The organism is Caldicellulosiruptor bescii DSM 6725, assembly GCF_000022325.1.
In the GTDB taxonomy this organism is placed as follows: Bacteria; Bacillota; Thermoanaerobacteria; order Caldicellulosiruptorales; family Caldicellulosiruptoraceae; genus Caldicellulosiruptor; species Caldicellulosiruptor bescii.
Genome location: NC_012034.1, coordinates 2,127,656 through 2,150,739 on the forward strand (window position 1 = coordinate 2,127,656; position 23,084 = coordinate 2,150,739).

Here is a 23,084-nt window from a genome sequence, read left to right on the forward strand (position 1 = left end):
GAGGACTTTACTATGGCCAAATTTTGAAATATGAGTTATAATAATTGTGAAAGGGGCAATATTTATGCGAAAAACATGTTCACCTTTACGATACCCTGGCGGAAAAACTTTTTTAAGTGATTTTATGAAAAAAGTATTGATGCAAAACAACCTTACAAATTGTATATATGCTGAACCATATGCAGGTGGCGGTGGTCTTGCTCTTTCTCTTCTGTACGAGAGGATGGTGAAAAAGATTTTGTTAAACGACATAGACCCCGCAATTTTCTCACTTTGGTATTCAATGCTTTATTTTACTGAACAACTATGCGGTAAAATAAGAAAATGTAAAGTAGACATTAACACATACATTGATGTAAAAAAGAAATTTAAAACAACACATAATGTCCTGGAGTTAGGATTTGCCACGTTGTTTTTGAATCGGGTCAATCGTTCTGGTATATTGAAAGCAGGACCTATCGGTGGTTACAAGCAAGAGGGAAAGTACAAAATTGATTGCCGTTTTAATAAAGAAAAAATTATTCAGAGTATTCTTAAAATAGCTGAACAAAGAGAGAAAATAGAGATTTTTAATCTTGACGCTTTACATTTTTTAAAAGAGATAAAACAAAATTTTTCTCCAGAGGAAATTTTTATTTTTTTAGACCCCCCGTATTATCAAAAAGGCAACGAACTTTATATGAATTTTTATAAACATGAAGATCATCAATTTTTGTGCGAATTTTTAATTACAGAACTTAGAGACTATAAATGGATATTAACTTATGACAATTCTCCACAAATTATGGAAATGTATAAAAATAAGGTACCATTTGAATTAATTAATGTTCGATATAGTGCAAACAAAAATCGAGAGGCTATAGAATTATTGTTTTATAATAATATTGTCTTGCCAACAAACAATAAAAGGTCTGCTTAGGTATCAAGCAGACCTCTTGCTATTTTATAAGCTCTCTGGCAAACATCTCCAATATTTGTTTGCTCGGTTTTAAGCTAATAGAAGCATAACGATGGGCTAACGCAACAGGCAATATTGCATCTTCGTATAAGTCAGTAGTTATCTTATTAATCAAATCCAAAACAGTGGGAAGTGTTGAGTATGAATCAATATTGAAAATCATTTTTTCATAGTATTCTTTCTTTTTCTCATCGACGGAATAAGGTAGAGAAACCACAAATTTTTTGGCTTCCTTAGAATAGAACAAAAAATCCTGTCCCCAGCTAATTTCTTGACCAAAATATTCATTTCGCTTAGGTCTTTGCTGAATATATTTAAATCTATATGCATCACTTACTAACATAACTGCATTTTTAGGAATCTCTTCTCCTATTTCTTTCATTCTCCTTTCAAGCAGTTCAAAGTGGTCTTTTAGTCTGCCGCTTTTAGCTAATCCAAAAATTATTAAAGGAGTATTTTTGTTTTGCATCAGCTTATGGTAATATTTCAAAATATATCTATGTAACTTTGCTGGTTCGCCGTATATTGCCAATGGACGATCTAAAATAAAGGCCATTGAAAAAGGTAGAGAAACTAATGTTTGGTTACTTAAACAAGTCTGAATAAGATTAAATACGAGTAAATGTTCCACAACTTGCGTTAAGCGCGAAAGTATTGAGGTGCTTTCAAAATCTTCTTCAACTGCTTCATGCAGTCGTAACCAATCAGTTAAATACACCTCTTCCCCACACCCAGGACATTTTTTTGGATTAATATTGTCTTTTTCTAAGTCCCATTCAATGTGTTCGTTACACTCTGGATTTGGACAATTAAATGATTCAACAGTTTTGTCATTACCTTCTTTTAAAATTGTATAGAGTGTGTTAATTAAAGGTAATGTTTCATCGAATGGTTTGTTGCACATGAATTTATAAATTGCATAGCGAATAGATTGAGATGTTGTAGTTTTACCCTCTTCAATTATATTAGCAAGAGGACCAACAAAAGTAAGTAAACCAGTAGTGTAAGTGTCATTGAATTCGTGGGGATCTAGAAATTCATATTGAGCACTTTTTTTTAATTCATCTAACTTAACAACTGATGCACAAAAGTTAGCAATACCTATTCTTGCAGAAGGAATATTGTTGTTTATGGGAATGTCAGTATATGATCCATCTACCGCAAAAACGATTTTCACGTTTTTTGAAGCATCTTCAGTATCGATTATTCTAAACATTTGTCTAATTTCCGAGGTTATGTCTCTATTTGGAGTATCATAAGCCACTCTTAACTCTTTAAGTCTCTTTTGAAATTCAGGATTTTTAATCAAGCGCTCATGCATTATTTTGTTCGAAAATTCACCTTTATAAGGCATAAGTTCATCACCTCTCTTTTGTGCAAATACTATCTATTTAATGTAAAATCTGAAAATTTATAAATTTGAACAGGACAAACAAAAGGAGAAGATAAAGTTTTCATTCTACAAAAACCCACATCCTTCGCTAACAAAATAGATTCTTTAAAGTCAGCAAAATCATAATATTTGGCAACAGTTTTAATTTCCTCTTCATTATTTAAATGTGTAACAAACCAGTTTTCAGTATTTGCAAGAATATTCTTGTTTATAGTTGATGGTTCTTGTGTTGAATAGACAAGACCTATGTTATATTTAGCACCTTCTTTTGCAATTCTTGGCCATATATCTGTAACATCCATGTCTTTGCCAATTAAATTATGGGCTTCCTCAATGTAAAAAATGACGTATGGTGGTTCTTCTGCTCTTGTGAAAATTTGCTGATTGTAGTTAAATATTTCGTAAGCAATCTTAGAACTTATAATTTTTCTCATTCGTTCGTTACCGTAAACCATATCTATTAGAACAACATCTCCATTCCTAACTTTTTCAATTATCGTTTGAATATAATTGCTTTTATCTTTCTGGTGATAATCTTTTATTTGAATTTTTCGCAGTAAAGAATAACCAAGAATAGTTTGTCCTGAAGAATTTCGTCTTACAGCGAAATTTACAAGTGTTTCAAAATCACCTCGGTAAAGATTGTTTCCGCTAGAGGTTTTTATGTTTTTACCTAACTTGGTACAAATGAAATGGATTGTGTCCAAAATAAAGTCAAATTCATCTATTGTGAAACTGCTCTTTCTTGTTATATCTCTTAGACGTTGCAAACGTTCCAACCTTTCTTTTAGGTCCTGTTTTATTCTACCTTTTTCATCTTGGTTATCATCTGTACTACTAAGAATATTTTCCATCTCGGAATATACTGTCTGACCAAAAACATTTTTATCAAATTCAACATTTGGTTCATCTAAACTTTTTGCCAAAATTAATTTGTAAACTTCAAGTATTCTTTTAGCCCTTTTCTTTTCTTCAGGCTGTCCATTTTTTAAATCATATTCGTATGCGCTAATATCAACGTTAAGGAATGCTTGTGCGTCTGTTGAATAACTTAATGCTCCTTCTTTTTCTGCTAATGCCCGAATAAGTTCATGGGCAAGACTTAAATTCTTTAACATATCAAACTTTAACGGTTGAATTTCTTGATTTTCACTACTTAGAGCTCTCGGATTTAGAGTTAAAACAAAACAATTTTCTATCTCGACAGAAATTGACTTATTTTCATCTTGTTTGTTAGGATATATATATTCACCATTAATATCAAAAATTATTTGGGATACTTTTAGTCCAGACTTCTGAGCAGCTTCGCGAATAGCTTTAATTAAAATTTTAGCAGTATTTGATTTTCCCGTTCGAGTCATACCGAATAATGCTGTTCTCCTTTTAATAAAGTCATCAAGATTGATGTATACTCGTGCTTTAGAAGGTTCTTGATTTTGTAAACGACATGTAGAAGTATATCGAACATAACCAATTGGAACTAAAGACGCATTTTGGAGAACTTCATTTTGTTTTTTCATAACAGCAAAATTTATAATGCTTTCTAAACCTTCATTTGAAGGTTTAAAAACAAATAAAATTTTTGCACCATAGTAATTTTCCAAATCAGAGCCAAATTCCAATGAATTATTCTCAGAAGGATAGAATGTACCAAGAATTCGGCATTTTAAGCCAGCATATTGTATTTCATTTCGAGAAAAATCATCAAAACTCAAATCCTCTTTTAATTCACGAGTTCCTACGTTCTTAAATTTATCAATTTTAGCCATTAACCAAACATCCTCATTCGGTAATTCATATTCTTCTGTCACACGGAGTAATATAATCTCTGGTATTTCTTTGGTGGGATCAATGTTAAAATCATTTGTGTCCTTGTCATAAATCAACCATCTTGGTGAAGCGGCAAATAAAAAGCTATTGTGTGGCAAACCATTTGCTCTTTCTTTCCATGCATCATTTGTAAGAACAGTCATGAAGGAGTAAGAAACATCAATAGCATAACCAATAAACCTAGCATTTTGAACAATGTTAAGAAGTTGTTTTACCACTTCGCTTTCCTTACTTATTTCATTTATTACTTTTCTCATGTCCATGATTTTTTAGTACCTCCTTAAAATTTATCATTTATTTAGCCTTTTTTAGAAACGCTCAATATGAGCGTTATCAAGCTTTATAAAGATTCAAAAAAGTCTGGTCACCCTCCTCATAGTTGTAGTAAAATATGATTATATAAAACAAATTTTCTACTATGAGGATGGGCCCAAAATGTTCAACAACAAACCTAAACAACCTTCTTTCCTAGATCTATTCTCCCACCTAAAGGCTTCGGCTCTCTACAAGCCTGAAAGCCTCTTTGGCTTATTTAATAAATTCATCGACTTATCTAACTACATACCTTCTTCTTTCTACAATGCTAACTATAAACACTTTGGCAAGCATAGATGCTTCTCCTTAGAATCTATGCTTCTCTGTTTTTTTGTCCCAAAAATTTTTCAAACTCCAATACCCTTACTCAGCTTTGCGCAGTTCTTCTTAGCTCCTATGAACTTCGTTCTTTCTGTAACCTAAATGGCAATGTCCCCTCTCTTTCCACTTTCTCTCGCTTCAGAAAAATCTTTAACAGCGAAATCCATAAACTTTTCCAAAATATCTCTATCCACGCACACAGTATTTCTCTTCAACAATGCCCTAAACTTGCTTCAATCTTAATCTTCGATACAACCGGTATCGTCCCAAAGGTTCGTGAAAATAACCCTAAATTCATTCAATCACTCTTGAAAAATACCTCAAAAGCTAACCCTGACCTGTCCTCTGACAAAATCTACTCTTTTGTTTATTCTTCCTTGCCTAAAACTGCTAACGCTAATTCTAATATCCGTCTTATGTTCGTAAATGGTCATTTCTGCTGGGCTTTAAAATTTGCTGTCATAACCAACGCTCTCGGTATCCCTTTAGCTTTAGTACCTCTGTTTAACTCTGATTCTACTTCTTCTGACCCTATAGAGCATAAAAGTATCTGCGACTCTAAAGCTTTAATCCCTTCGCTCGAAACTTTATTCTCTTATATTCCCAAAAATTTTTCCACTTTCATCGCTGACAGTGCCCTGGATTCACACAACATCTCTTAACTTTAAAAAATACCTTCAACTTCTCCAAAATCGTTATTATTCTGCCTACAAGAGCCTCTAAAAATACTATACCTACTTCAGCCCCCAACATCGTTATATCTGAAGATGGTGTCCCTATCTGCAAAAAGGTCGATGAACCTTTTACACCTGAAGGCAAATGTCAGGGTAAAAATCGCTCCCTGCGTTTTAAATGGGTCTGCCCTATGTCTTCTTACAAAGATGACAAACGCACCTGTTCTTGCCCCCCAGCCTTGTACTAACTCTAAATCAGGCAGAATGTTTTATACTTATCCAGATGGTTTTCGGTCTTTCTCAGGCCTGAGCAGAAATTCTCAAGAGTTTTTGGACCTCTACAATAAACGTGTCGCTGTGGAGCAAATTATTTACCATCTAAAATCCTACATAGGCTCTGATACCATCTGCATTTATGACCAATATTTCTATTTTCTCTGATTTCTTGCTCTCTGCTATTACTTATTCGCTTTTTGTTTATCCTTGCTCACAATATTAAGCTTTATTGTTCTAAATTAACTATCAAAAAGTTTAACAAACTCAAAAAACTTATTGCTTTAAATTACAGCTTTTTAATCATTGACCTACAAAAAATTTATAGTTTTTCCTTAACCTTCTAAAGCTTAGAGTTTAGAAAGTTTAGGATACTATTGTCTTTTTTGAGATTGTTAATTTTTGTCATATGTTTATTGCTGATTATTTTTGTTGTTATTGATAATATTTGGTTATTATTTCGATTTTCTTTTTATATCTTAATTGTATTTCATGTTAGTATTGGCATCTGTTACCTTCAATCACCACCCATTTTGCAAGCAGCTATTAATGTTTCTACTGGGATATTCTAATCATTTAAAATTTCAATTATTTCTAAAGAGAGTTTTGATATATGTGGCTGTCCAAACATAAATGGGTCAGTTGAAAAGCACAAGTTCACATGGTCAATCTTATCATGAATCTTTGGAAGCTCTTTGTTTAAAAGTTCCAATGTATTAGTTACCACTCTGGGTTGAATCCATTCGCTGTAGCTCTTAATTTTCCCAAATCTCTTATTCATTAAATAGGTATAACAGGGATATCTACAGCCGTGAGAACACCCTAAAACATGGTTGATTGTGTAGTCAGCATATTCAACAGCACTTTTGTATAAAAGGTTTTTTCTTTCAATGCCCATTTTTTTCACCTATCTTTATCATGTTACCTATATTTTATCATTGTCTGCTAATTAGCGCAAGAATGTTTGTCTTTTCTTTTCAATTAGGTTGAAACATTTTCAACAGCGAACACCAGTACAATATGTCTGTACTTCTCTTTTACTCTTTCTTTATTCCTTTCCGTTTTAGACATTGGAACACCAGATTCCGCCGGTTAGAAGTTATCAGCTGAAAACCAAAAAAGCCTAGGAAATTCAACTCCCAGGGCTACTTTTGAGCATATTCGAATGTTTTTTACATTTTTGTAGATGGCATTTTCGTCACTTTTATACTCAGAAAACACTACCCCTCCTACAAGATGGTGATGAATGTACAATATTCCCCTTGTAATACCCTATGAGCTTAAGACCCTGGAGGTGGTGGGCTCTTGACTTTATTATCCCACACAAAAATAAGAATTACATTTTTAGCTATAATTTGCTATTTTTACTTTTTGTAGACATATTTTAAGTCCAGTTTTCCTCACCACTTTTTTATACGCCCAATTTCAGACTTTTGCAATAGTTTTAAAGCCAGTGCTCTCAAGGTTTTCGACTACCGGGCAAAGTTCAGCTGGGCTTTTTGGCTGGCTTCTTTCTCACCTAGTAGCTTTTGGTTTTTATAAGCCTAATGTAATCGTTTGCAATGCTTATTCCCATCTTTTTGATATTTTCTGTACTCTGTGTCCGCCTAAAAAGCCATTTGCGGGTTTGCCTATTACCTGCAAACCAAGGCATCACAATAGTTTTGTAGTATGCCCTGTATCTGATTTGAACTTTTTATCCAGCCTTGTTTAATGGGCACATTTGCAAAACCCTTTGCAATTGGATTTGACTATTTCTAATAACGAACACCAGTTAACTATAACTAATCTTTACCCTTTAGCAAGCTCTAACAGAATATTTTTGTGTTTCCTTATAAATCTTTCAACTGTTTTATCTATTTCCTTGCTTTCAGTTTCTTGGATTAGCTCTTTTACAAAATGCTGTATCTTACCTTGTGCTTCTGGTGATGAGTTGACATCATTTCGATATGTTTTCTTCACTGAATTCATGTTCAAAACACTCCCTTGCCGTGGCCTATCTTTACAGCTAAAGAGGATTTTTTTTTGTTCTTTCATTTTTTTAGTAATTACTCCATCTTCTTTACGAGCTTTTCTTTGGAAATTGACCTGATATCTCCTGGTTCTGCAAAAGAGACTAGGATTTAAATCTATGAGCCATATTTAGCCTCTTGCCGGGTTCATTTTTCAATCCCATCTCCCAATGTATTTTCCCACAGCTGCCTTTCTTCAATTTCTTCCTGCCACAGCTTACTGTTTCCTTTGAGAACTATAAAAGCTTCCGCAGTTGCTGAAAGTATGACCTTCTTTTTGTATTCCTCAAGAGCTTCTTGAATTATTTTCTGCATTGGTTGATTAAGTTGCTCCGAAAGTTTCTTTAAACTTTTAAAACTTTCTCCATCATACCTTCTCCAATAGTCGAGTAGTTCCCATGCCACCGATACAACTTTTTTAAGCAACCAAACAGAAGCTAAAATTCAATCACCAAATCAACTGAAATACTGCCCCAATTGAAAATTAAAAAAAACAGCCTCAGCAGGCAGTAACGAAAAACCTCTCCCTTGTCAGGAGTAATAACGAAAAGCCTCCTGCTGAAGCTTTCGGTTTTATTTTAGCACAATCTTAACCACATGAAAAGCCTGCTGTTCTTGCCAGCTAATCCTGTTTTTTTGTAAATCACAATTTTGATTAACAACCAGCTAAAACACCTAATTATCCCTTAAAACAAATCAACTTGTGTCATAATACCACTTCCTATGCGGCACAAGAATACCATACGCAATAACTACTTCGTATAATACTCCAGGATTATCAACATTACCAGTATCCCTAATATTATTAAATTTCAATTCAAGTTTCCCACCTTTTTGAGTTTCAACAACAGATGCAATCTCCTTTTCAGATGAATTATAATTATTCTCAATAATGTTTAATATTTCCATTTTGTATGCGCAGTTGTCGCCTTGAATAAAAGCCCATTCTTCTTGGGCAATAGTGTATCGCATAGCTTCAAATAAACAATGGAATACATTTTTGAAATGTACAAATCCATATTTCCAATACCTTGTTATAAAATTTTTTATCTTGTTTATTTTATTTGTTGTCAAAATTAGATGAAAATGGGGTCTTGAAGTTTTTTTAACCCCATTTTCAATCTTTGATTTTGAAAAAGAAAAATATACCGCATAATTTACTTTCTCTTTTTTACAAAAAGTTCTAAGCAAATTTAAAAAATTTTTTGCTAACTTTTTGTATGATTCTATTTTATCTAAATATTTGTTATTCAAAGTTAATGTAATCAAATAATTCTTTACCATTCCCTTAACCCTCCTCAAAAAAATTTGGTTCAAAATAAAAAAAGCAGAGGAAATCAGTCCTCTGCCTTAATAAGCTATAGACAAACTCTTTTATTTCTGGTTGATGAAAGAGGGGTTGACAGGAACATTATTTCTGATATCATTTTTTGTAAGAAATTTTAAATTGTAAAACCTTTTTCACCGGGAGAGATGTAAGAATGGGAAGGCGCGGTAAAGGTGAAGGTAGTATTTTCAAAAGAAAAGATGGAAGATGGTGTGGCTTTATTACTGTTGGCTATGATGAAAAAGGAAATCAAAAAAAGAAATTCTTTTACGGCAAAACAAGGCAGGAAGTTGCTGAAAAAATAAATCAAGCACTAAATGAAATTAAACAAGGAATTTTAATAACTGACAATAATATTACACTTGAAAATTGGCTTAACATCTGGCTGCATCAGTACAAAAAAAATCAAATTAGTGAATCAACTTTTGATGATTATGAAAGCATAATAAAAAATCACATAAATCCTGTACTTGAAAAATATAACCTCAAAGATTTGCGTCCAGAACATCTACAAATGCTTTACAATGAAAAACATAAAGCAGGTCTTTCGACAAAAAGAATCAAGGATATTCATGTCATCCTACATTCAGCTTTAAATCAAGCAATTAAAAACGGACTCATTGTACGAAATGTCAGTGAAGCAACCACCTTACCAAAAAACACCAGAGAAAAGGAAATGAAAGTTTTGACAATAGAAGAACAGAAAAGATTTCTGCAGGTACTTGAAGGTGAAAGATTGAAACCTGCCTTTGTTCTTGCCTTGAGTACTGGAATGCGACTGGGAGAAATTTTGGCTTTGAAGTGGCAAGATGTCGATTTAGAAAACAAAAGAATTACTATTAGAAATTCTGTCCGCAGGATAAAAAACAGGAATGAGCAGTCAGAAATTAAAACTAAAACTGTTCTTGTTCTTAAAGAACCTAAAACCGAAAATTCTGGAAGAATAATTCCACTGCCAGATGTTGCCTATCAAGAACTTGTTAATTTCAAACTATTGCAGGAAGAAGAAAAAAGACAAGCAGGTAGTAGCTACGTAGATAGTGGTTTTGTCTTTACAACCAAAGTTGGAACACCTATTGAGCCAAGAAACTTCCTGCGGACATTTTACCGTATTACAGAAAAAGCAGGACTTAATATTAACTTCCATGCTCTAAGACACACATTTGCAACAAGACTTTTAGAAGCAAACACTAACCCTAAAGTTGTTCAAGAGCTGCTGGGACACAGTGATATATCAACCACATTGAATATTTATTCGCATGTATTGTTTGACACAAAACAGAAAGCTATTGGGGAAATTAATGATTTAATGAAAAATCTTACCAATGAATGAATGTTATAAATATGCAATATAAAGCTCGTTTTTTCTTTTTTTAATTTTGACACCTATTTGACACCTATACAGATAAAATTTAATATCATCCGAGGGAGTTGGATACAATTTACAAGTCATAAAATTCAGTGTTATCAAGCAATATGCTATTTGGTGCTATTTGGTAAATTGTAATTCTTCATACTACGGATCTGAGGGTTGGGGGTTCGAGTCCTCCTGGGCGCGCCAGTTGTTTTCAAGGGTTTTGAGATTTGGAATAATATTGCAAATTCATTTTTTACAGCTACCTGAGAAACTGTAAAAATTTAGGGTAACTACTCCACTATCTTAGGAGTGGTTACCCTTTATGTTTATATTCTCAAACAAATTGTTCAATTTCATTGCTGCAGCTTCCTTTACTTACAACACCTCTTTGATTTGCGAAAAGTCTATTATAAGGTTTTCAAAAATACCAACCTTGACCTTGTCATTGAAGGTGTAAGCTTCTGGTGGCAGGTAATCTTCATTGTCTTTAAGCCTGTATACAAGTATTGTTTGATTATTAGGGTTCACAATCCAATATTCTTTAACTTTAACTTTAAACTTATTATACAGGTTTAGCTTTCATATATAGTCGTGAGATGGATTATATTCTGACACAACCTCAATTATCATCTCAGGAGCTCCAACACAGCCTCTTTTGGTAAGTTTTTTCTTATCGCATATGACTGAGATATCAGGCTGAACAACGTTTGTTGCTTGCTTTTCGTCCTGCCCTTCCTCTATTAGAACTACATCAAATGGAGCTGTGTATAACTTGCAGGACTTATTAGAAGATTTGAGATAATTCTATATCAATGTTGCAAGCTCTATTACAATTTCTTGGTGCACTCTTGAAGGTGCAGGGCTCATATCATAGATAATACCATCAATAAGCTCTACTCTTGCGTCTTGTGGTAGTTCAAGGTAATCTGCATATGTGTAAACCTTAGGTATCCTTGCTTCCATCTGAATCACCTTCTTTGTTGTATTATGTAGGTGTTATGTAATAAACTTTATAAGCCATAAATGAATTCCAGTTAATATTAATAACGCTTTCTTTTGCATATTATACCATTAAATAAATATAAGCAAAACTCTTTTTTGATTTTGTCAGATTTGAAGAGTTATTAATTTAGAATCTCAAACTTCAAATATGACAATAAAGGGGCTTGTTATGAGACATCTTACAAGCCCCTGATGGTTATTTCTGAAATTGATGTAATCTTTACAAGCCTAAATATGCCAAATACTTTTTAGTGTTATTTATCATCTCATCAAAAAGCTGCTCAGCTTTGCTCTGCGGTAGTCTTTCAACTGCAGGGTCATTTAAGAATGCTCTTTTTGCAAGGTTCAAATCCTTTTCTAAAGCTGCTTTAACTATAAGTTCCTGATTGCTGATGTGCCTAATCATTATACTTGCCAAATCTGAAGGCAGCTTTCCTGCATAAACAGGTCTGACATCATCATGAGTAAATACTGCATTCGTCTCAACTATAGCTCCTATTGGAAGGTTTGGTATTTGACCCATATTTGGCAAATTCACGTTTGTCACCAGCGTATCTAAACCTAAAATAGCTTTCATTTGCATAACTCCTTCTTCACCTGAAGGATTCAATGGAACTTCTTTTTGGTCTGATGCGTATTCTTTGCTAAGTTTAATCAACTCTTCTCTGTGCTTAATTCTCCATTCCACAGGCGTCAAGTTAAATTTCCATTTATAAACTGTCTCTTTGTCTGTAAGATAAATGTAAGGAACAAATTCAGCCAAGTGTCTATCACCTGCTGCAGCGATAAGTCCAAAGCGTTTAAATAAGTCAAACTTTACTCTATTTGCAGAAGCAAAATAATCTTTTTCCCACAATCCTTTTGTTTTTTCAAAACCTTCTTCATAGTACTTGTTCACAAATTCTTTGTAAAGAGGGAATAAATCATGAGTTTTGTATGATGCTTTGTCAAACCACGTAAAATGATTTATACCAAGAACATTCACCTTAATTTCTCTTCTTGAGATTTCTCTTTCTTCTCCCAAAAATTCTTTTACAACCTCTGTCAAAAGCTTCTGTGTACCAAAAACTTCATGACAGCAGCCAAAAGCTTTTATTTTAGGAAATACCTCATATAGAGCTTTTAAGCATATAGCCATTGGATTTGTGTAATTAATAACCCAAGCATCTGGACAATTTCTCTTTATAGCTTCTGCAAATTCAACATACATAGGAACAGTCCTAAGTCCTCTGATAAGACCACCTGGTCCTGTTGTGTCACCTACAGACTGGTATATACCATATTTCTCAGGAGCATGGACATCCGAATACATCTCTTCAAATGTCCCAGGCAAAATTGAAATGATAACAAAATCTGCACCATATAATGCTTCATCCAAACTTTTTACAGCAACATATTGCCATTTCCCTACTACCTCAGGCTTGTTTGAAAGCTTATTGCCTATCACTTCATTTGTCTTAGCAGCTTCAAAATCAATGTCGTAAAGTCTCACCGTACCACTCAAATCCTTCTCTAAAGCTAAATCAGTCATCAACCTCCAAGCCCAGCCGCGTGAGCCCCCACCAATGTATGCTATATTGATTTGTTTCTGTTGTTCTGATGTGGTATTCAATATTACTCCCTCCTATAATAATTGTGAATTTCAAATAAATTATATCACAAATCTCACTTAAAACCAAACCATTATTATCTTTAACTTCTATTTATTCCTATTATATCTGGTTTTTTCTTTGACTTTTCAAAAGTGCATCCTAAAAAGATATTGACAATTCTACATCTCTTCCCTTATAATAAAATAAGTGTAGGGGCGTAGCTCAATTGGTAGAGTAGCGGTCTCCAAAACCGTTGGCTGGGGGTTCGAGTCCCTCCGCCCCTGCCATTTTTAATACTTTTGATAATGAGAAAATAAGGGGCTGTATTTAAACAACAGCCCCTTTATTTGTTTTTGTATCTCTTACTTCTTAGCTCTATTGTATGCATTTATCCTAATTGTTATCAAGCGTTGTAGACCAACTTTATTGAGAACATTCAGATATTGTTGCCAATCTTTGTTATTACTTGGGTCTAACTGACCTGTTACAAACTTCATGCAATATTCATCCACAACTGCCATAATATTTGATTCTAACTCAGCTCTTTCTGCCATTTCTTCTTTTGTATACATCATAGGTTCTTCCCTGATGTAGTAATACTTTGGCCTATTCATAAACGTTTTTGCAAGTTCTGCATATATAGGAGCATATGTTTCTACAGCCTGAGGATATGCCACCATAAACCCGTTCGGTGCTGCAAATGGAAATCCATAGTCTTGTAAGCTATATTTACCCGATGGATTGGTTGGAGTTTGAATATGGTCCATATATACGTATTTGTTTCCTTCCTTTTTATAAGTAACACCATATTCACCATAAGTATGGAATATCTGACCTTCTTCACTAAGAGCCCAGTTCAAATATTGGAGAAGTCTATCTAACTTTTCTTTGCTGATGCTTGAATTAAACCCATGACCATCTGCAAAGTGCAAAGGATTTCTCTTGAAAAAGTACGCTTTTCCAGGATATGCTGTTGGTGTATCCTTAGACCATACCCAGTTTGTATCCTTATCTGTATTTCTATACAGATTGTTGTAAGTTCCTATATTTGCAGGATATGCCCACATAATTATTCCTTGCCCTTGGGTTCTGAACTTATCTAACTGATCACGAGTTGCTGTTGCATATTCCTTCCATATACAACCTGCTTTATAAAGTTTATTTATTAAAATTAAAGCTTGACGGTAATTATTTTGATTGAACGCAAAAGGTACAAATTTCTTGGTAAGTGGGTCTACATAAGAAATCTGTCTTGGTGCAAGTTCAGGCAAACCATACATTAAGAATATCCCAGTAAAAGCCCAAAGACTTAAATTACCAGAAACTGCATTTGCGTGCAGATAAACAACTTTACCTGTTTTCTGTCTTAAGAATATACATGTTTTATAAAACTCATCAACTGTGGTTGGAAACTTTAAATTATATCTATCAAATATCTCTTTTCTGTACAAGAAAGCCATATCCACTGGTGCTATGCGCCTACCATGGAAAGAATAAACCTTGCCATCACTGTAACGTACTATTTTATAGAGGTAATCCCATTCTTCCTTTGTCCATATTTTTAGGTAATTAGGCCATTTCTTTTTTATTTCATCCGTGGTAAAACCAATCAAATATCCTGCTGCAATCCATTCATTTAAATTATACTCAGGCCTTAAAGCACGTATCCAGTCTGGTGCCATATTACTTGCAAAAAGCAAAGACATTTTTGTAACATAGTCACTTTGAGGAATATATATTGTTTTTAAATCAATGCCAAATTTTTCTCTCAATTTCTTTTTATACAAATCTGTAACTGCTGGTGGTTGGCTCGAAGTTGTATGAGTAGTAATTGTAATTAGCTTTTTAGATGTAGCTGCTTTTCCAAATGAAAATCCCAGAGTTACAATAGATACTAAAAAAGTAATTGTCAGAAAAATCGCAAATATTTTTTTACCTTTCATCTTTCCATCCTCCCTCTTTGCAGATTTTAATCTTTTAATTAATCTTTTAATGAACCTATCATAACACCTTTAACAAAATATTTCTGTACAAATGGATAAACAGCCAACATTGGAATCATTGAAACAAAAAGTGTTGCATATTTCACCCCCTTTGCGTTGATCAAACCCAACTCTTGCCTTGCACTCAAATCACCTGCTTCAGCTGCTTGCTGAAGTGTCTGTGCAAGCATTATAATATCTCTTAAAACAAGCTGCAAAGGAAATTTTTTTTGGTCACTTAAAAATATCATTGCATTAAACCAAGAATTCCAATGCCCCACAGCATAATAAAGACCTACAGTTGCAAGTGCTGCTTTTGAAAGTGGTAAGACTATCCTTGTAAAAATAATAAATTCATTTGCTCCATCAAGATAAGCAGACTCTTCTAATTCATGTGGAATATTTTGGAAAAATGTTCGCATTATGATAAGGTTTGTTGTGTTAATTGCTCCAGGCAATATCAATGCCCACATTGTGTCATATAATCCTAAATTTTTTACTAATATAAAAAGGGGAATTAAGCCACCTGAAAAATACATAGTTATGATAACAAGCCAAGTATAAAAGGACTTCAGCGGCAAACTTTTTCTTGATAGTGGATAAGCAAATGAAGTAGTCAAAATAAGATTTATCAAAGTCCCTACAACAGTATAAATAACTGAGTTTTTAAATGCTCGAGGTACTGCCCCCGCTGTAAATATCATCTTGTATGAATCTAACGTAAAACCAATTGGAAAAATAGTAACTATTCCTCTGTTGTTTGCATCTGCACTACCTAAAGATGAAGCAAACACATTTAGCACAGGATATAAAGTTACGATTAACACAAATATCATAGTAATATGGACAATTAACGTCAAAATTTTGGTTGATAGCGAATTATCTTTCACCATAGAATTTCGCCTCCACTAAAAGAGTCCTGTTTCTGTAACTCTTTTTGTAATCTTATTTGCTATAATGAGAATTGTGAGATTTATCAATGAGTTAAAAAATCCTATTGCAGTTGTATAGCTATACTCACCATATACAAGACCCCTTCTGTAGACATATGTACTTATAACATCTGAGGTTTCATAATTAAGAGGACTTTGCATAAGTAAAACCTTTTCTGCACCCAGCGACATAATGTGACCAATTCTCAAAAGAAGCATAATAACAATGGTAGGCATTATTGATGGTATTGAGATATACCTCATCATTTGTACTCTTGTTGCTCCATCTATTACAGCGCCCTCATAAAGTTCCGGATTTACATTACTAAGCGCTGCTATATAAATTATTGCTCCCCATCCCAAATGTTGCCATATATCGCTTATAATATAAAGAGGTCTAAACCATCTTGGGTCAGCCATAAAATATATTGTTGGCAGCCCCATCTTCTGAAGTATCATATTTACAACACCATCAGTTGGTGATAAAAACATTACCATCATACCGATTATTGCAGGAAGAGAAATAAAGTGAGGTAAATAGCTAACTGTTTGGACAAATCTCTTATAAAAGCCGTCGCGAAGTTCGTTTAGAAAAAGAGCAAATAATATTGGCAGAGGAAATACAAATATTATTTGATAAACATTAATGAGAACTGTATTTCTTATTAATCTCCAAAAGAACGGATTTTCGAAAAATCTTATAAAATGTTTTAACCCTATCCATTCACTACCCAAAATACCTTTTCTAAAGTTATAATCTTTAAATGCAATAATTACTCCATACATCGGAATATAATGAAAAATTATGTAATAAAGAACACCTGGTAAAGCCAATAGATGAAGATACTTAGTCTTTTTCATTGATTTCCAAAAAGTTTTAAAGCGAGTCTGAAAAGTTTCTTTTTTTGAGAATGTAACTTCCACTATGTTCACCTCTCTCTTTTTGAAATACTTCAAACATACTATAAATATTAAATTTTTCCAGAAGGGACTGTCTTCTTTTAAGTAAAGACAGTCCCAATACCGTTACTTTCTGTTGATGTAACGGTTGTAAGCTTGCTGATATATCTTTATTGCTTCGTCTATCCTCATTCTTTTCAATCCTTTTCTCAGCTGTTCAACATCGTTGAGTTTACCTGTCATAAGTCTTACAAACATCTCATCATAATAAGTATTAATAACATTCATAATATCTGCCAGTTTCTTTGCTTCATCAGATGTAAATGAAAGAATAGGCAAAAGTTTTTTGTTAGATGCATATCTCCAGTTCTCACTTGCTTCTTTTTGTTGTGGGAGCCCTAAGCCTATCTGAAGAGCATTTTCTTTTGCCTGAATAAATGGCCCCCCAAACGAAGCACATGCATATCTTGCAAGTGCAGAAGGCCTATCAAGCTGTGGGTTGTTCATAACCTCATCAGTGTACACCGGACGTCCATCTTTTATAACATAACTTTTTCCTAACACGCCAAAATTGAGTGCCATAAATCCTTCCTTACTCCATCCCCAATCAAGAACCTTCATTGCAAGCGGAATATTTTTACAGGACGTGGTAATAGCAGCTCCACTTTTTGCAAACTGGGGTTCACGATGGCTAAACTCTGGTTTTTGCCCTTTCTTAAGAACAGGATACTTAACACCCATTAAATCTTTCTTTAGATTTACAAAGAAAGCTAAGTCTCCACCAATTAAACCTAAAAATGAACCTATTAAATCGTTCTGAATATTTGCTCTGATTATATCTCTGTTCATAGTAAGTACATCTGGGTCAATTAACCCTTCCTTCCACCACTTTTGAAGTGTCTTTATAAAATCTGTATATTGAGGCTTTAAAGGACCGTATTGAATCTTATTATTCTCGACAAAGAAATCAGTTTTGATACCCCACGCACCTACTAAAAAGCTGCAATAATCAAAAGCTCGTCTTGGACTTGTTGCACCGCCTAAACTAATAGAAAACGGCCTTTCATCATTTTTACCATTCCCATTGAGGTCGTTAACTTTAAAAGCTTTTAACATCTTGTACCATTCATCCACAGTTTCAGGTGGATTAATTTTTAATTTGTTCAACCAATCTTTTCTTACAATTGGTCCATAAAAAGTACCTTGAATCTCAGGGTCCTCTCTTAAATAGGGAAAACAATACAAATCACCATCGTCTGTCACTATCATCTTTTTCACATCAGGATGTTTTGACAAATATGATTTAAAATTTGGAGCATATTTGTCCACATATTCATTAAGTCTTATAATTACCTTGTCTTGTAAAGCTTTTACAGGACCGCCTGGATAACTATCCACCCAATTCCAATAAATGATATCAGGAAGTTTTTTGGATGCAATCATTAAATTCAGCTGGTCTTGGGCAGCAGTACCTCCCATTGGAGGATGGATAAATTGAATATTCACATTTAGCTTTTTCATAAGAAGTTGATATGCCGCAATCTTACTATAGTTATCATACGAAACTGCAACTTTTGCATCCATCTGGACAAAATATGTGATAGTGGGTTTTGTAGCTGCCAAGCTCTCTTTAGGATTTATTGCTAACGAACCAACCACAAGGACAAACACTACAAAAATAATTAAGAACCTCAAGACTTTTAAATTCTTTTTACCAAACATCAAACTTAGCCTCCTCTTTTTTTGTTTATTTTTTTTGATTCCTAAGTTACAGTAAGAGCTATGTTTTATCAACTTTCAACTATTTAGAAAGGGCAACAATTTCTTAGTTTAAGGTGCATTCACTTTTTAAAATCAAGGTACAGTTTTATAGAAAAAACAAGGGGCTGTCCAAAAAGATAATTGGATAGCCCCTTTCTTAAAATATATAGTTTTTGATTTATTTAGTTTTACCTATATATTGCGAAATAAGAATTTTAAAATTTTGTTTTTAGACAGCCTCAGCTTCTCAATAAACTCTTTTTAGTTTAAACTTCTCTTAGTCTTTCACAAAACTCACTCGGCAAGATTCCTATTACTTTTTTGAAAGCTCTTCTGAATGTATGTGCATTAGTGTATCCTACCATTTTTGCAACCTCATCAATGTTATATTTACCCTTTCTTAAAAGTTCACAGGCCTTTTCAATTCGCAGTTTTTCGATGTAATCGCTAAACTTCATACCTGTCTGTTCTTTGAAAAAGAATGAAAAATAAGAGTTCGAAAGGTCAAATTGTGAAGCCACAAAAGATATACTCATCTGAGAGTTATATAAATTTGAATGTATAAAATCTAATATTTTTTCTAACAGCTTTTCATTGTGACTTTTTTTATTCTGGTCCATTATTTTAGAAATTTCAAAAAACTTTTTAGCAATCTCTTCAAAAACTGCTTCTAAGTCTTGTTTTTCTTTTGTAACAAATAGCTGTTTTAGTTCCAAAGTCGAAGCAATCGAACTATCACACCTGTTGAGTACTTTAATGAATGTAGCCAAAAGCTCATTTAGAAAAATAATCTTCAGATTTTTACTGAGATTATTTTCTCTAAAGTTTTTCTCAAAAAGCATATCAAGTATAGATTTTATCTCACCGACACGCCCTGCAAGAGTAAGTGAAATAATTTTTTCTTCTATTTCTAACGGATAGTATATTACATCTGATTTTTGCCACTCATCAGCACAGATTATATTGTTTTCTATCTCTTCATACTTCAGTGAAATATTTTCTAATAATTCTTTAGCATCTAAAAATGCATATTGAACATCAAATAGACTGCTACATGTGCGTCCTAACACTATCAATGGGGTTATAGAATACTTTTCAGTTCAATAAATATTTTTATATATTTATTTTTTGTTTTGTTAAACATGACTATTTTGTTTCTCTTTAGGCTATAAATTAAATAAATACTTTTTACTGTTGTGTCTACTGGTATTAAATGTAATAAAAGGCTGCAGGATTGTCTTTATTCCCGCAGCCTTTCATCCTGTGTCATCCTAACAATGAGTAAAAAAGCCTTATTCTTCAAGTATCCTTTCTGCCTCTTCCCTGTATGCATCCATCACATACGGAATGCCTGATATTTTAGCAGCATCTTCGGTAAGAGCGATGAGGTCTTTTCTTGAGATTGTAGAAATTCTGAAGTTTCTTGACCCTGCCATAAGTTGCTGCAAACCTGTTTTGAACTTTTGAACAAATGTATAGATACCAATTGCACCAAGAGGTATATTCTTTATCTCATCACCATACTTTTCACGCAGCTCTTCATATGTTATGAATATTTCTTCGGGTGTTGAACCATACTTGGATACTGTTTTTGGTAGATTACCTTCTTTTAACCACTTTTCAATATTCTTGCCCACCATACCTGGTATCATCAAAGCTCTTCCCATACAAACAGCTTTTACATATGGTGCACCCATTGCAATTGCTTTGAACACACCATCTTCTGTTGAAAAACCACCTGCGATTGCAAGGTCTGGAACCCTAAAACCTTTCTTTGCAAGCTTTTCAGCAAACTGATATGCCAGAGCTTCCAAATAGAATGTTGGGATACCCCATTCATTCATCATTGGCCACGGGCTCATGCCTGTGCCACCTGGTGCACCATCAATTGTTATTAAATCAAGTTTTGCCTCAGCACCAAACCTTAGTGCCATTGCAAGTTCAACAGCTGAATATGCTCCTGTTTTGAGTGTTATTCTCTTAAATCCAAGTCTTCTGAGCCGTTCAATCTCTTTCAAAAAGCTTTCTTTTTCAACAAATCCAAGTCTGGAATGTCTTTCAAATTCTCTTATAGCACCTCTTTTAAATGCTTCCTGAACATCTTTTTGAGTTGGGTCGGGCAAAACAACGTATCCTCTCTTTTTGAGTTCTAAAGCTCTTTCTAAGCTCTTTACCTTTATCTCACCGCCTATACACTTTGCACCCTGACCCCACTTGAGCTCAATTGTATCAAGCCCGTGTTTTTCAATAACATATTCTGCAACACCAAGGCGAGTATCTTCAACGTTCATTTGAACTAATATTTCGCCCCAGCCCTCATGAAATCTTTTATAAGTATTTATCCTTCTATCCATTTCAGGGGACTTTTTAACTTTTCCATCTGATGTGAGTTCAAGTTCAGGGTCAACTCCACAAACATTTTCTCCGCAAACAAGTGTGATACCTGAAATTGCAGCACCTACAGCAAAATGTTCCCAATTCTTGCGTGCAATTTCTGTAGAACCAAGAGCTCCAGTGAATATAGGAACCTTCATTTTAACTTTCTTTTCCCAACCATATTCAGTTGTCGTATCAACATTAGGGAAAATAGCTGTATCTGGATTAGGTTCAACTCCTTCAGGAAGCCCTTTTGCTCCAACAGCATATCCCTGAATATTGAGATGCGAATAATCAACAGGATAATTTTTGTCTGCACCAGCAGTCACTTCTCCAAAAGGTCCCGGGTATAAAACCTCTCTTCCTCTAAAAGAGGCCAAAAAGATTTCACAGTTTCCCTGACACCCATCCACGCATCTTGTACAAATTCCTGACATTGGCACAACATCTTTTGAGCGGTTAAACGTACCTGTTGCTTCATTTGCATTTGGCCTTCTTAGATTCATCTTACAACCGTCCTCCCTTTCTACAAAATTTTTTATTGAAAATTAAAATTTAGTGGCTCAATTACAAATCAAAAGTAAATGTGGTAATTACAGAAACTACTATTTTTAAAAATTAAATCAAAACCTTCTTTGCTGGAATTTTGTATTCTCTCACTATATATCTAACCTTTCCAGAAGGACCACATTCAATTTCATTTACATAATCTACTTTTATCGAAATATCTCCAAACTTGCCTTTAATATTTTTTATAAACTTCTCAACCTCTCTCTCACTAAATCCATTACCTTTTACAATCTTCAGCGTCATATTATCTAAATCATGCTGAACAAGTTGATACTGCAGAACACCTTCCATCTCTCTTGCTAATATATTGAAAAAGTGACTGTCATAAACATCTCCATTCTTTGTGACAAATATCTCATCAATCCTACCATCTATCTCCTTAATAGTTGGAAATCCTACTCCGCAGGTGCAGTCTTCATCATCAAGTGTTATTACATCGCCAAGTCTATATCTTAGCCTTGGCATTACATAATTGTGAAGATCTGTTACCAAGATTGATTTCCTCTTTTCATTCTCTAATCCTTCGATATCCACAAACTCATAAAATCCTGTCAAGGTCATCAAATGCATCTTACCTTTTGGACACTCATACGCTATTATTCCGCCATCCCTTGCCCCATATTCGTTTATTACAGGACACTTAAAAACTTCTTGAATTAAATCTCTTTGATATTCATATAAATTTTCAGCTGTAGTTACAACCCCTTTGAGTTTCAAATTCAAATCTATACCATTTTCTTTTAAAAGGTATGCAAGCTTATATACTGCAGAAGGATATGCATATATATACAAAGGTTTGAATCTCTTGATTCTTTTTGCAATTTCATTGACAGTCTTTTCGTTTATATCCCATGAAGAAATAATAAGTCTATTTTTTAGAATTCGTTCTTTAATCCTACTTTTTAAATTCCTAACACTACCAATGTCATTTCTTGATGCCCAAAGCATCAGACACCTGTCACCAATATTTATTCCCCACCACGAAAGCCCTAAATACCTTGCTGCTTCATACCACTCAACAGTTTCTCTATCCATGTAAAACTTAACAGGCTCACCTGTAGACCCGCCTGTTCTATTTAAGATGCACTTTGAAAGATCTGCTTTTTCTGACAAGAAAAAATCTCTGTTTTCTGAAAACTCTTTTTTCTCCAAGATGGGAAATTCTTTTAAAGCCTTTTCCGGACAAGATTCTATCTCTTTTTTGAGATAGTCGTACCTTTTATATGCTGGGACATGTTCAATACAATACAACAACAGCTTTTTGAGCTCTTCTCTTTGAACATCTTCAATTTTTTCTTGAGAATCTCTGCTATTTTGTGACAAAATTCTTAGTTTCTTTCTTATTGTGTTTCCTTTAAAAATTTCCATTAAAGAGAAAAATACGTTTCTTATAAGCAATCCAATAAAATCCATATCCTAAAATCCCAATCGAACTTTTTTTAATTTACTATTCAAATTATATCACACACTTTAAAAAACAAACAATAGATTAAATAATTTTAATCAGAT

At 33.7% G+C, this 23,084-nt stretch carries 15 protein-coding genes, 1 tRNA gene and 3 pseudogenes; 4 read left to right on the forward strand and 15 right to left on the reverse strand.

Annotation, left to right across the window (positions count from 1 at the left end; all coding sequences use genetic code 11):
• Nucleotides 1-46: 46 nt before the first annotated feature.
• Complete coding sequence (locus tag ATHE_RS10135) at nt 47-919, forward strand: DNA adenine methylase (protein ID WP_015908379.1); 873 nt, start codon at nt 47-49, stop codon at nt 917-919.
• 19 nt (nt 920-938) lie between these two features.
• Here the strand turns inward: ATHE_RS10135 and ATHE_RS10140 are convergent, their stop codons facing one another.
• A complete protein-coding gene (locus ATHE_RS10140) occupies nt 939-2,312 on the reverse strand; it encodes a DNA double-strand break repair nuclease NurA (RefSeq protein WP_015908380.1) in 1,374 nt (457 codons plus the stop codon).
• Nucleotides 2,313-2,341: 29 nt separating this feature from the next.
• Nucleotides 2,342-4,444 carry an ATP-binding protein gene (locus ATHE_RS10145; protein WP_015908381.1) on the reverse strand — a complete coding sequence of 701 codons (2,103 nt, stop codon included), beginning with the start codon at nt 4,442-4,444 and terminating at the stop codon, nt 2,342-2,344.
• 172 nt (nt 4,445-4,616) lie between these two features.
• On the opposite strand from ATHE_RS10145, the pseudogene ATHE_RS14335 reads away from it, so the two are divergent.
• Nucleotides 4,617-6,111 (forward strand): annotated as a pseudogene (locus ATHE_RS14335) (transposase).
• Nucleotides 6,112-6,338: 227 nt separating this feature from the next.
• On the opposite strand, the pseudogene ATHE_RS10155 reads toward ATHE_RS14335, so the two are convergent.
• The 4 genes and pseudogenes from ATHE_RS10155 to ATHE_RS10170 all read right to left on the reverse strand — a co-directional run.
• A pseudogene (locus ATHE_RS10155) lies at nt 6,339-6,662 on the reverse strand (radical SAM protein); the annotation flags it as partial.
• Between the two features lie 893 nt (nt 6,663-7,555).
• On the reverse strand, nt 7,556-7,735 hold the full coding sequence (locus ATHE_RS10160; protein ID WP_015908384.1) for a hypothetical protein: 180 nt from the start codon (nt 7,733-7,735) through the stop codon (nt 7,556-7,558).
• Nucleotides 7,736-7,923: 188 nt separating this feature from the next.
• On the reverse strand, nt 7,924-8,181 hold the full coding sequence (locus ATHE_RS10165; RefSeq protein ID WP_041727420.1) for a hypothetical protein: 258 nt from the start codon (nt 8,179-8,181) through the stop codon (nt 7,924-7,926).
• 291 nt (nt 8,182-8,472) lie between these two features.
• Nucleotides 8,473-9,060, reverse strand: a complete 588-nt coding sequence (locus tag ATHE_RS10170; protein WP_015908386.1) for a rolling circle replication-associated protein — start codon at nt 9,058-9,060, stop codon at nt 8,473-8,475.
• A gap of 197 nt (nt 9,061-9,257) precedes the next feature.
• Between ATHE_RS10170 and ATHE_RS10175 the strand changes: the two genes are divergently transcribed.
• Nucleotides 9,258-10,436 (forward strand): site-specific integrase, encoded by a 1,179-nt coding sequence (locus ATHE_RS10175; protein ID WP_015908387.1) that lies wholly within the window; start codon nt 9,258-9,260, stop codon nt 10,434-10,436.
• Nucleotides 10,437-10,835: 399 nt separating this feature from the next.
• Here ATHE_RS10175 and ATHE_RS10180 read toward each other — a convergent pair.
• Nucleotides 10,836-11,423: pseudogene (locus ATHE_RS10180) on the reverse strand (Uma2 family endonuclease).
• A 259-nt stretch (nt 11,424-11,682) separates the two neighbouring features.
• Nucleotides 11,683-13,077, reverse strand: a complete 1,395-nt coding sequence (locus ATHE_RS10185; protein WP_179121871.1) for an alpha-glucosidase/alpha-galactosidase — start codon at nt 13,075-13,077, stop codon at nt 11,683-11,685.
• Nucleotides 13,078-13,265: 188 nt separating this feature from the next.
• Between ATHE_RS10185 and ATHE_RS10190 the strand changes: the two genes are divergently transcribed.
• A tRNA-Trp gene (locus tag ATHE_RS10190) sits at nt 13,266-13,341 on the forward strand.
• Nucleotides 13,342-13,416: 75 nt separating this feature from the next.
• Here the strand turns inward: ATHE_RS10190 and ATHE_RS10195 are convergent.
• The 7 genes from ATHE_RS10195 to ATHE_RS10225 form a co-directional block, all read right to left on the reverse strand.
• Entirely contained in the window at nt 13,417-14,997 is a 1,581-nt protein-coding gene (locus ATHE_RS10195) for an ABC transporter substrate-binding protein (RefSeq protein WP_015908390.1), read from the reverse strand.
• 38 nt (nt 14,998-15,035) lie between these two features.
• The gene (locus ATHE_RS10200) at nt 15,036-15,929 is read right to left on the reverse strand and encodes a carbohydrate ABC transporter permease (protein WP_015908391.1); all 894 of its coding nucleotides are present in this window, start codon (nt 15,927-15,929) and stop codon (nt 15,036-15,038) included.
• Nucleotides 15,930-15,944: 15 nt separating this feature from the next.
• The gene (locus ATHE_RS10205) at nt 15,945-16,892 is read right to left on the reverse strand and encodes an ABC transporter permease (RefSeq protein ID WP_015908392.1); all 948 of its coding nucleotides are present in this window, start codon (nt 16,890-16,892) and stop codon (nt 15,945-15,947) included.
• A gap of 102 nt (nt 16,893-16,994) precedes the next feature.
• Nucleotides 16,995-18,590: a type 2 periplasmic-binding domain-containing protein gene (locus tag ATHE_RS10210; protein ID WP_015908393.1), complete on the reverse strand. Its 1,596-nt coding sequence runs from the start codon at nt 18,588-18,590 to the stop codon at nt 16,995-16,997.
• Nucleotides 18,591-18,895: 305 nt separating this feature from the next.
• Nucleotides 18,896-19,699, reverse strand: coding sequence for a helix-turn-helix domain-containing protein (locus ATHE_RS10215; protein ID WP_015908394.1), 804 nt, complete (start codon nt 19,697-19,699; stop codon nt 18,896-18,898).
• 222 nt (nt 19,700-19,921) lie between these two features.
• Nucleotides 19,922-21,511, reverse strand: coding sequence for an FMN-binding glutamate synthase family protein (locus tag ATHE_RS10220; RefSeq protein ID WP_015908395.1), 1,590 nt, complete (start codon nt 21,509-21,511; stop codon nt 19,922-19,924).
• A 112-nt stretch (nt 21,512-21,623) separates the two neighbouring features.
• Nucleotides 21,624-22,988, reverse strand: a complete 1,365-nt coding sequence (locus ATHE_RS10225) for a phenylacetate--CoA ligase family protein (RefSeq protein WP_015908396.1) — start codon at nt 22,986-22,988, stop codon at nt 21,624-21,626.
• Between the last annotated feature and the right edge of the window lie 96 nt (nt 22,989-23,084).

What these genes read in the sequence shown, in the direction of transcription:
- ATHE_RS10220 (WP_015908395.1), bottom strand. Translation starts at nt 21,511, where the DNA reads ATGAATCTAAGAAGGCCAAATGCAAATGAAGCAACAGGTACGTTTAAC.
- ATHE_RS10140 (WP_015908380.1), bottom strand. Translation starts at nt 2,312, where the DNA reads ATGCCTTATAAAGGTGAATTTTCGAACAAAATAATGCATGAGCGCTTG.
- ATHE_RS10175 (WP_015908387.1), top strand. Translation starts at nt 9,258, where the DNA reads ATGGGAAGGCGCGGTAAAGGTGAAGGTAGTATTTTCAAAAGAAAAGAT.
- ATHE_RS10160 (WP_015908384.1), bottom strand. Translation starts at nt 7,735, where the DNA reads ATGAATTCAGTGAAGAAAACATATCGAAATGATGTCAACTCATCACCA.
- ATHE_RS10145 (WP_015908381.1), bottom strand. Translation starts at nt 4,444, where the DNA reads ATGGACATGAGAAAAGTAATAAATGAAATAAGTAAGGAAAGCGAAGTG.
- ATHE_RS10170 (WP_015908386.1), bottom strand. Translation starts at nt 9,060, where the DNA reads ATGGTAAAGAATTATTTGATTACATTAACTTTGAATAACAAATATTTA.
- ATHE_RS10195 (WP_015908390.1), bottom strand. Translation starts at nt 14,997, where the DNA reads ATGAAAGGTAAAAAAATATTTGCGATTTTTCTGACAATTACTTTTTTA.
- ATHE_RS10225 (WP_015908396.1), bottom strand. Translation starts at nt 22,988, where the DNA reads ATGGATTTTATTGGATTGCTTATAAGAAACGTATTTTTCTCTTTAATG.
- ATHE_RS10210 (WP_015908393.1), bottom strand. Translation starts at nt 18,590, where the DNA reads ATGTTTGGTAAAAAGAATTTAAAAGTCTTGAGGTTCTTAATTATTTTT.
- ATHE_RS10200 (WP_015908391.1), bottom strand. Translation starts at nt 15,929, where the DNA reads ATGGTGAAAGATAATTCGCTATCAACCAAAATTTTGACGTTAATTGTC.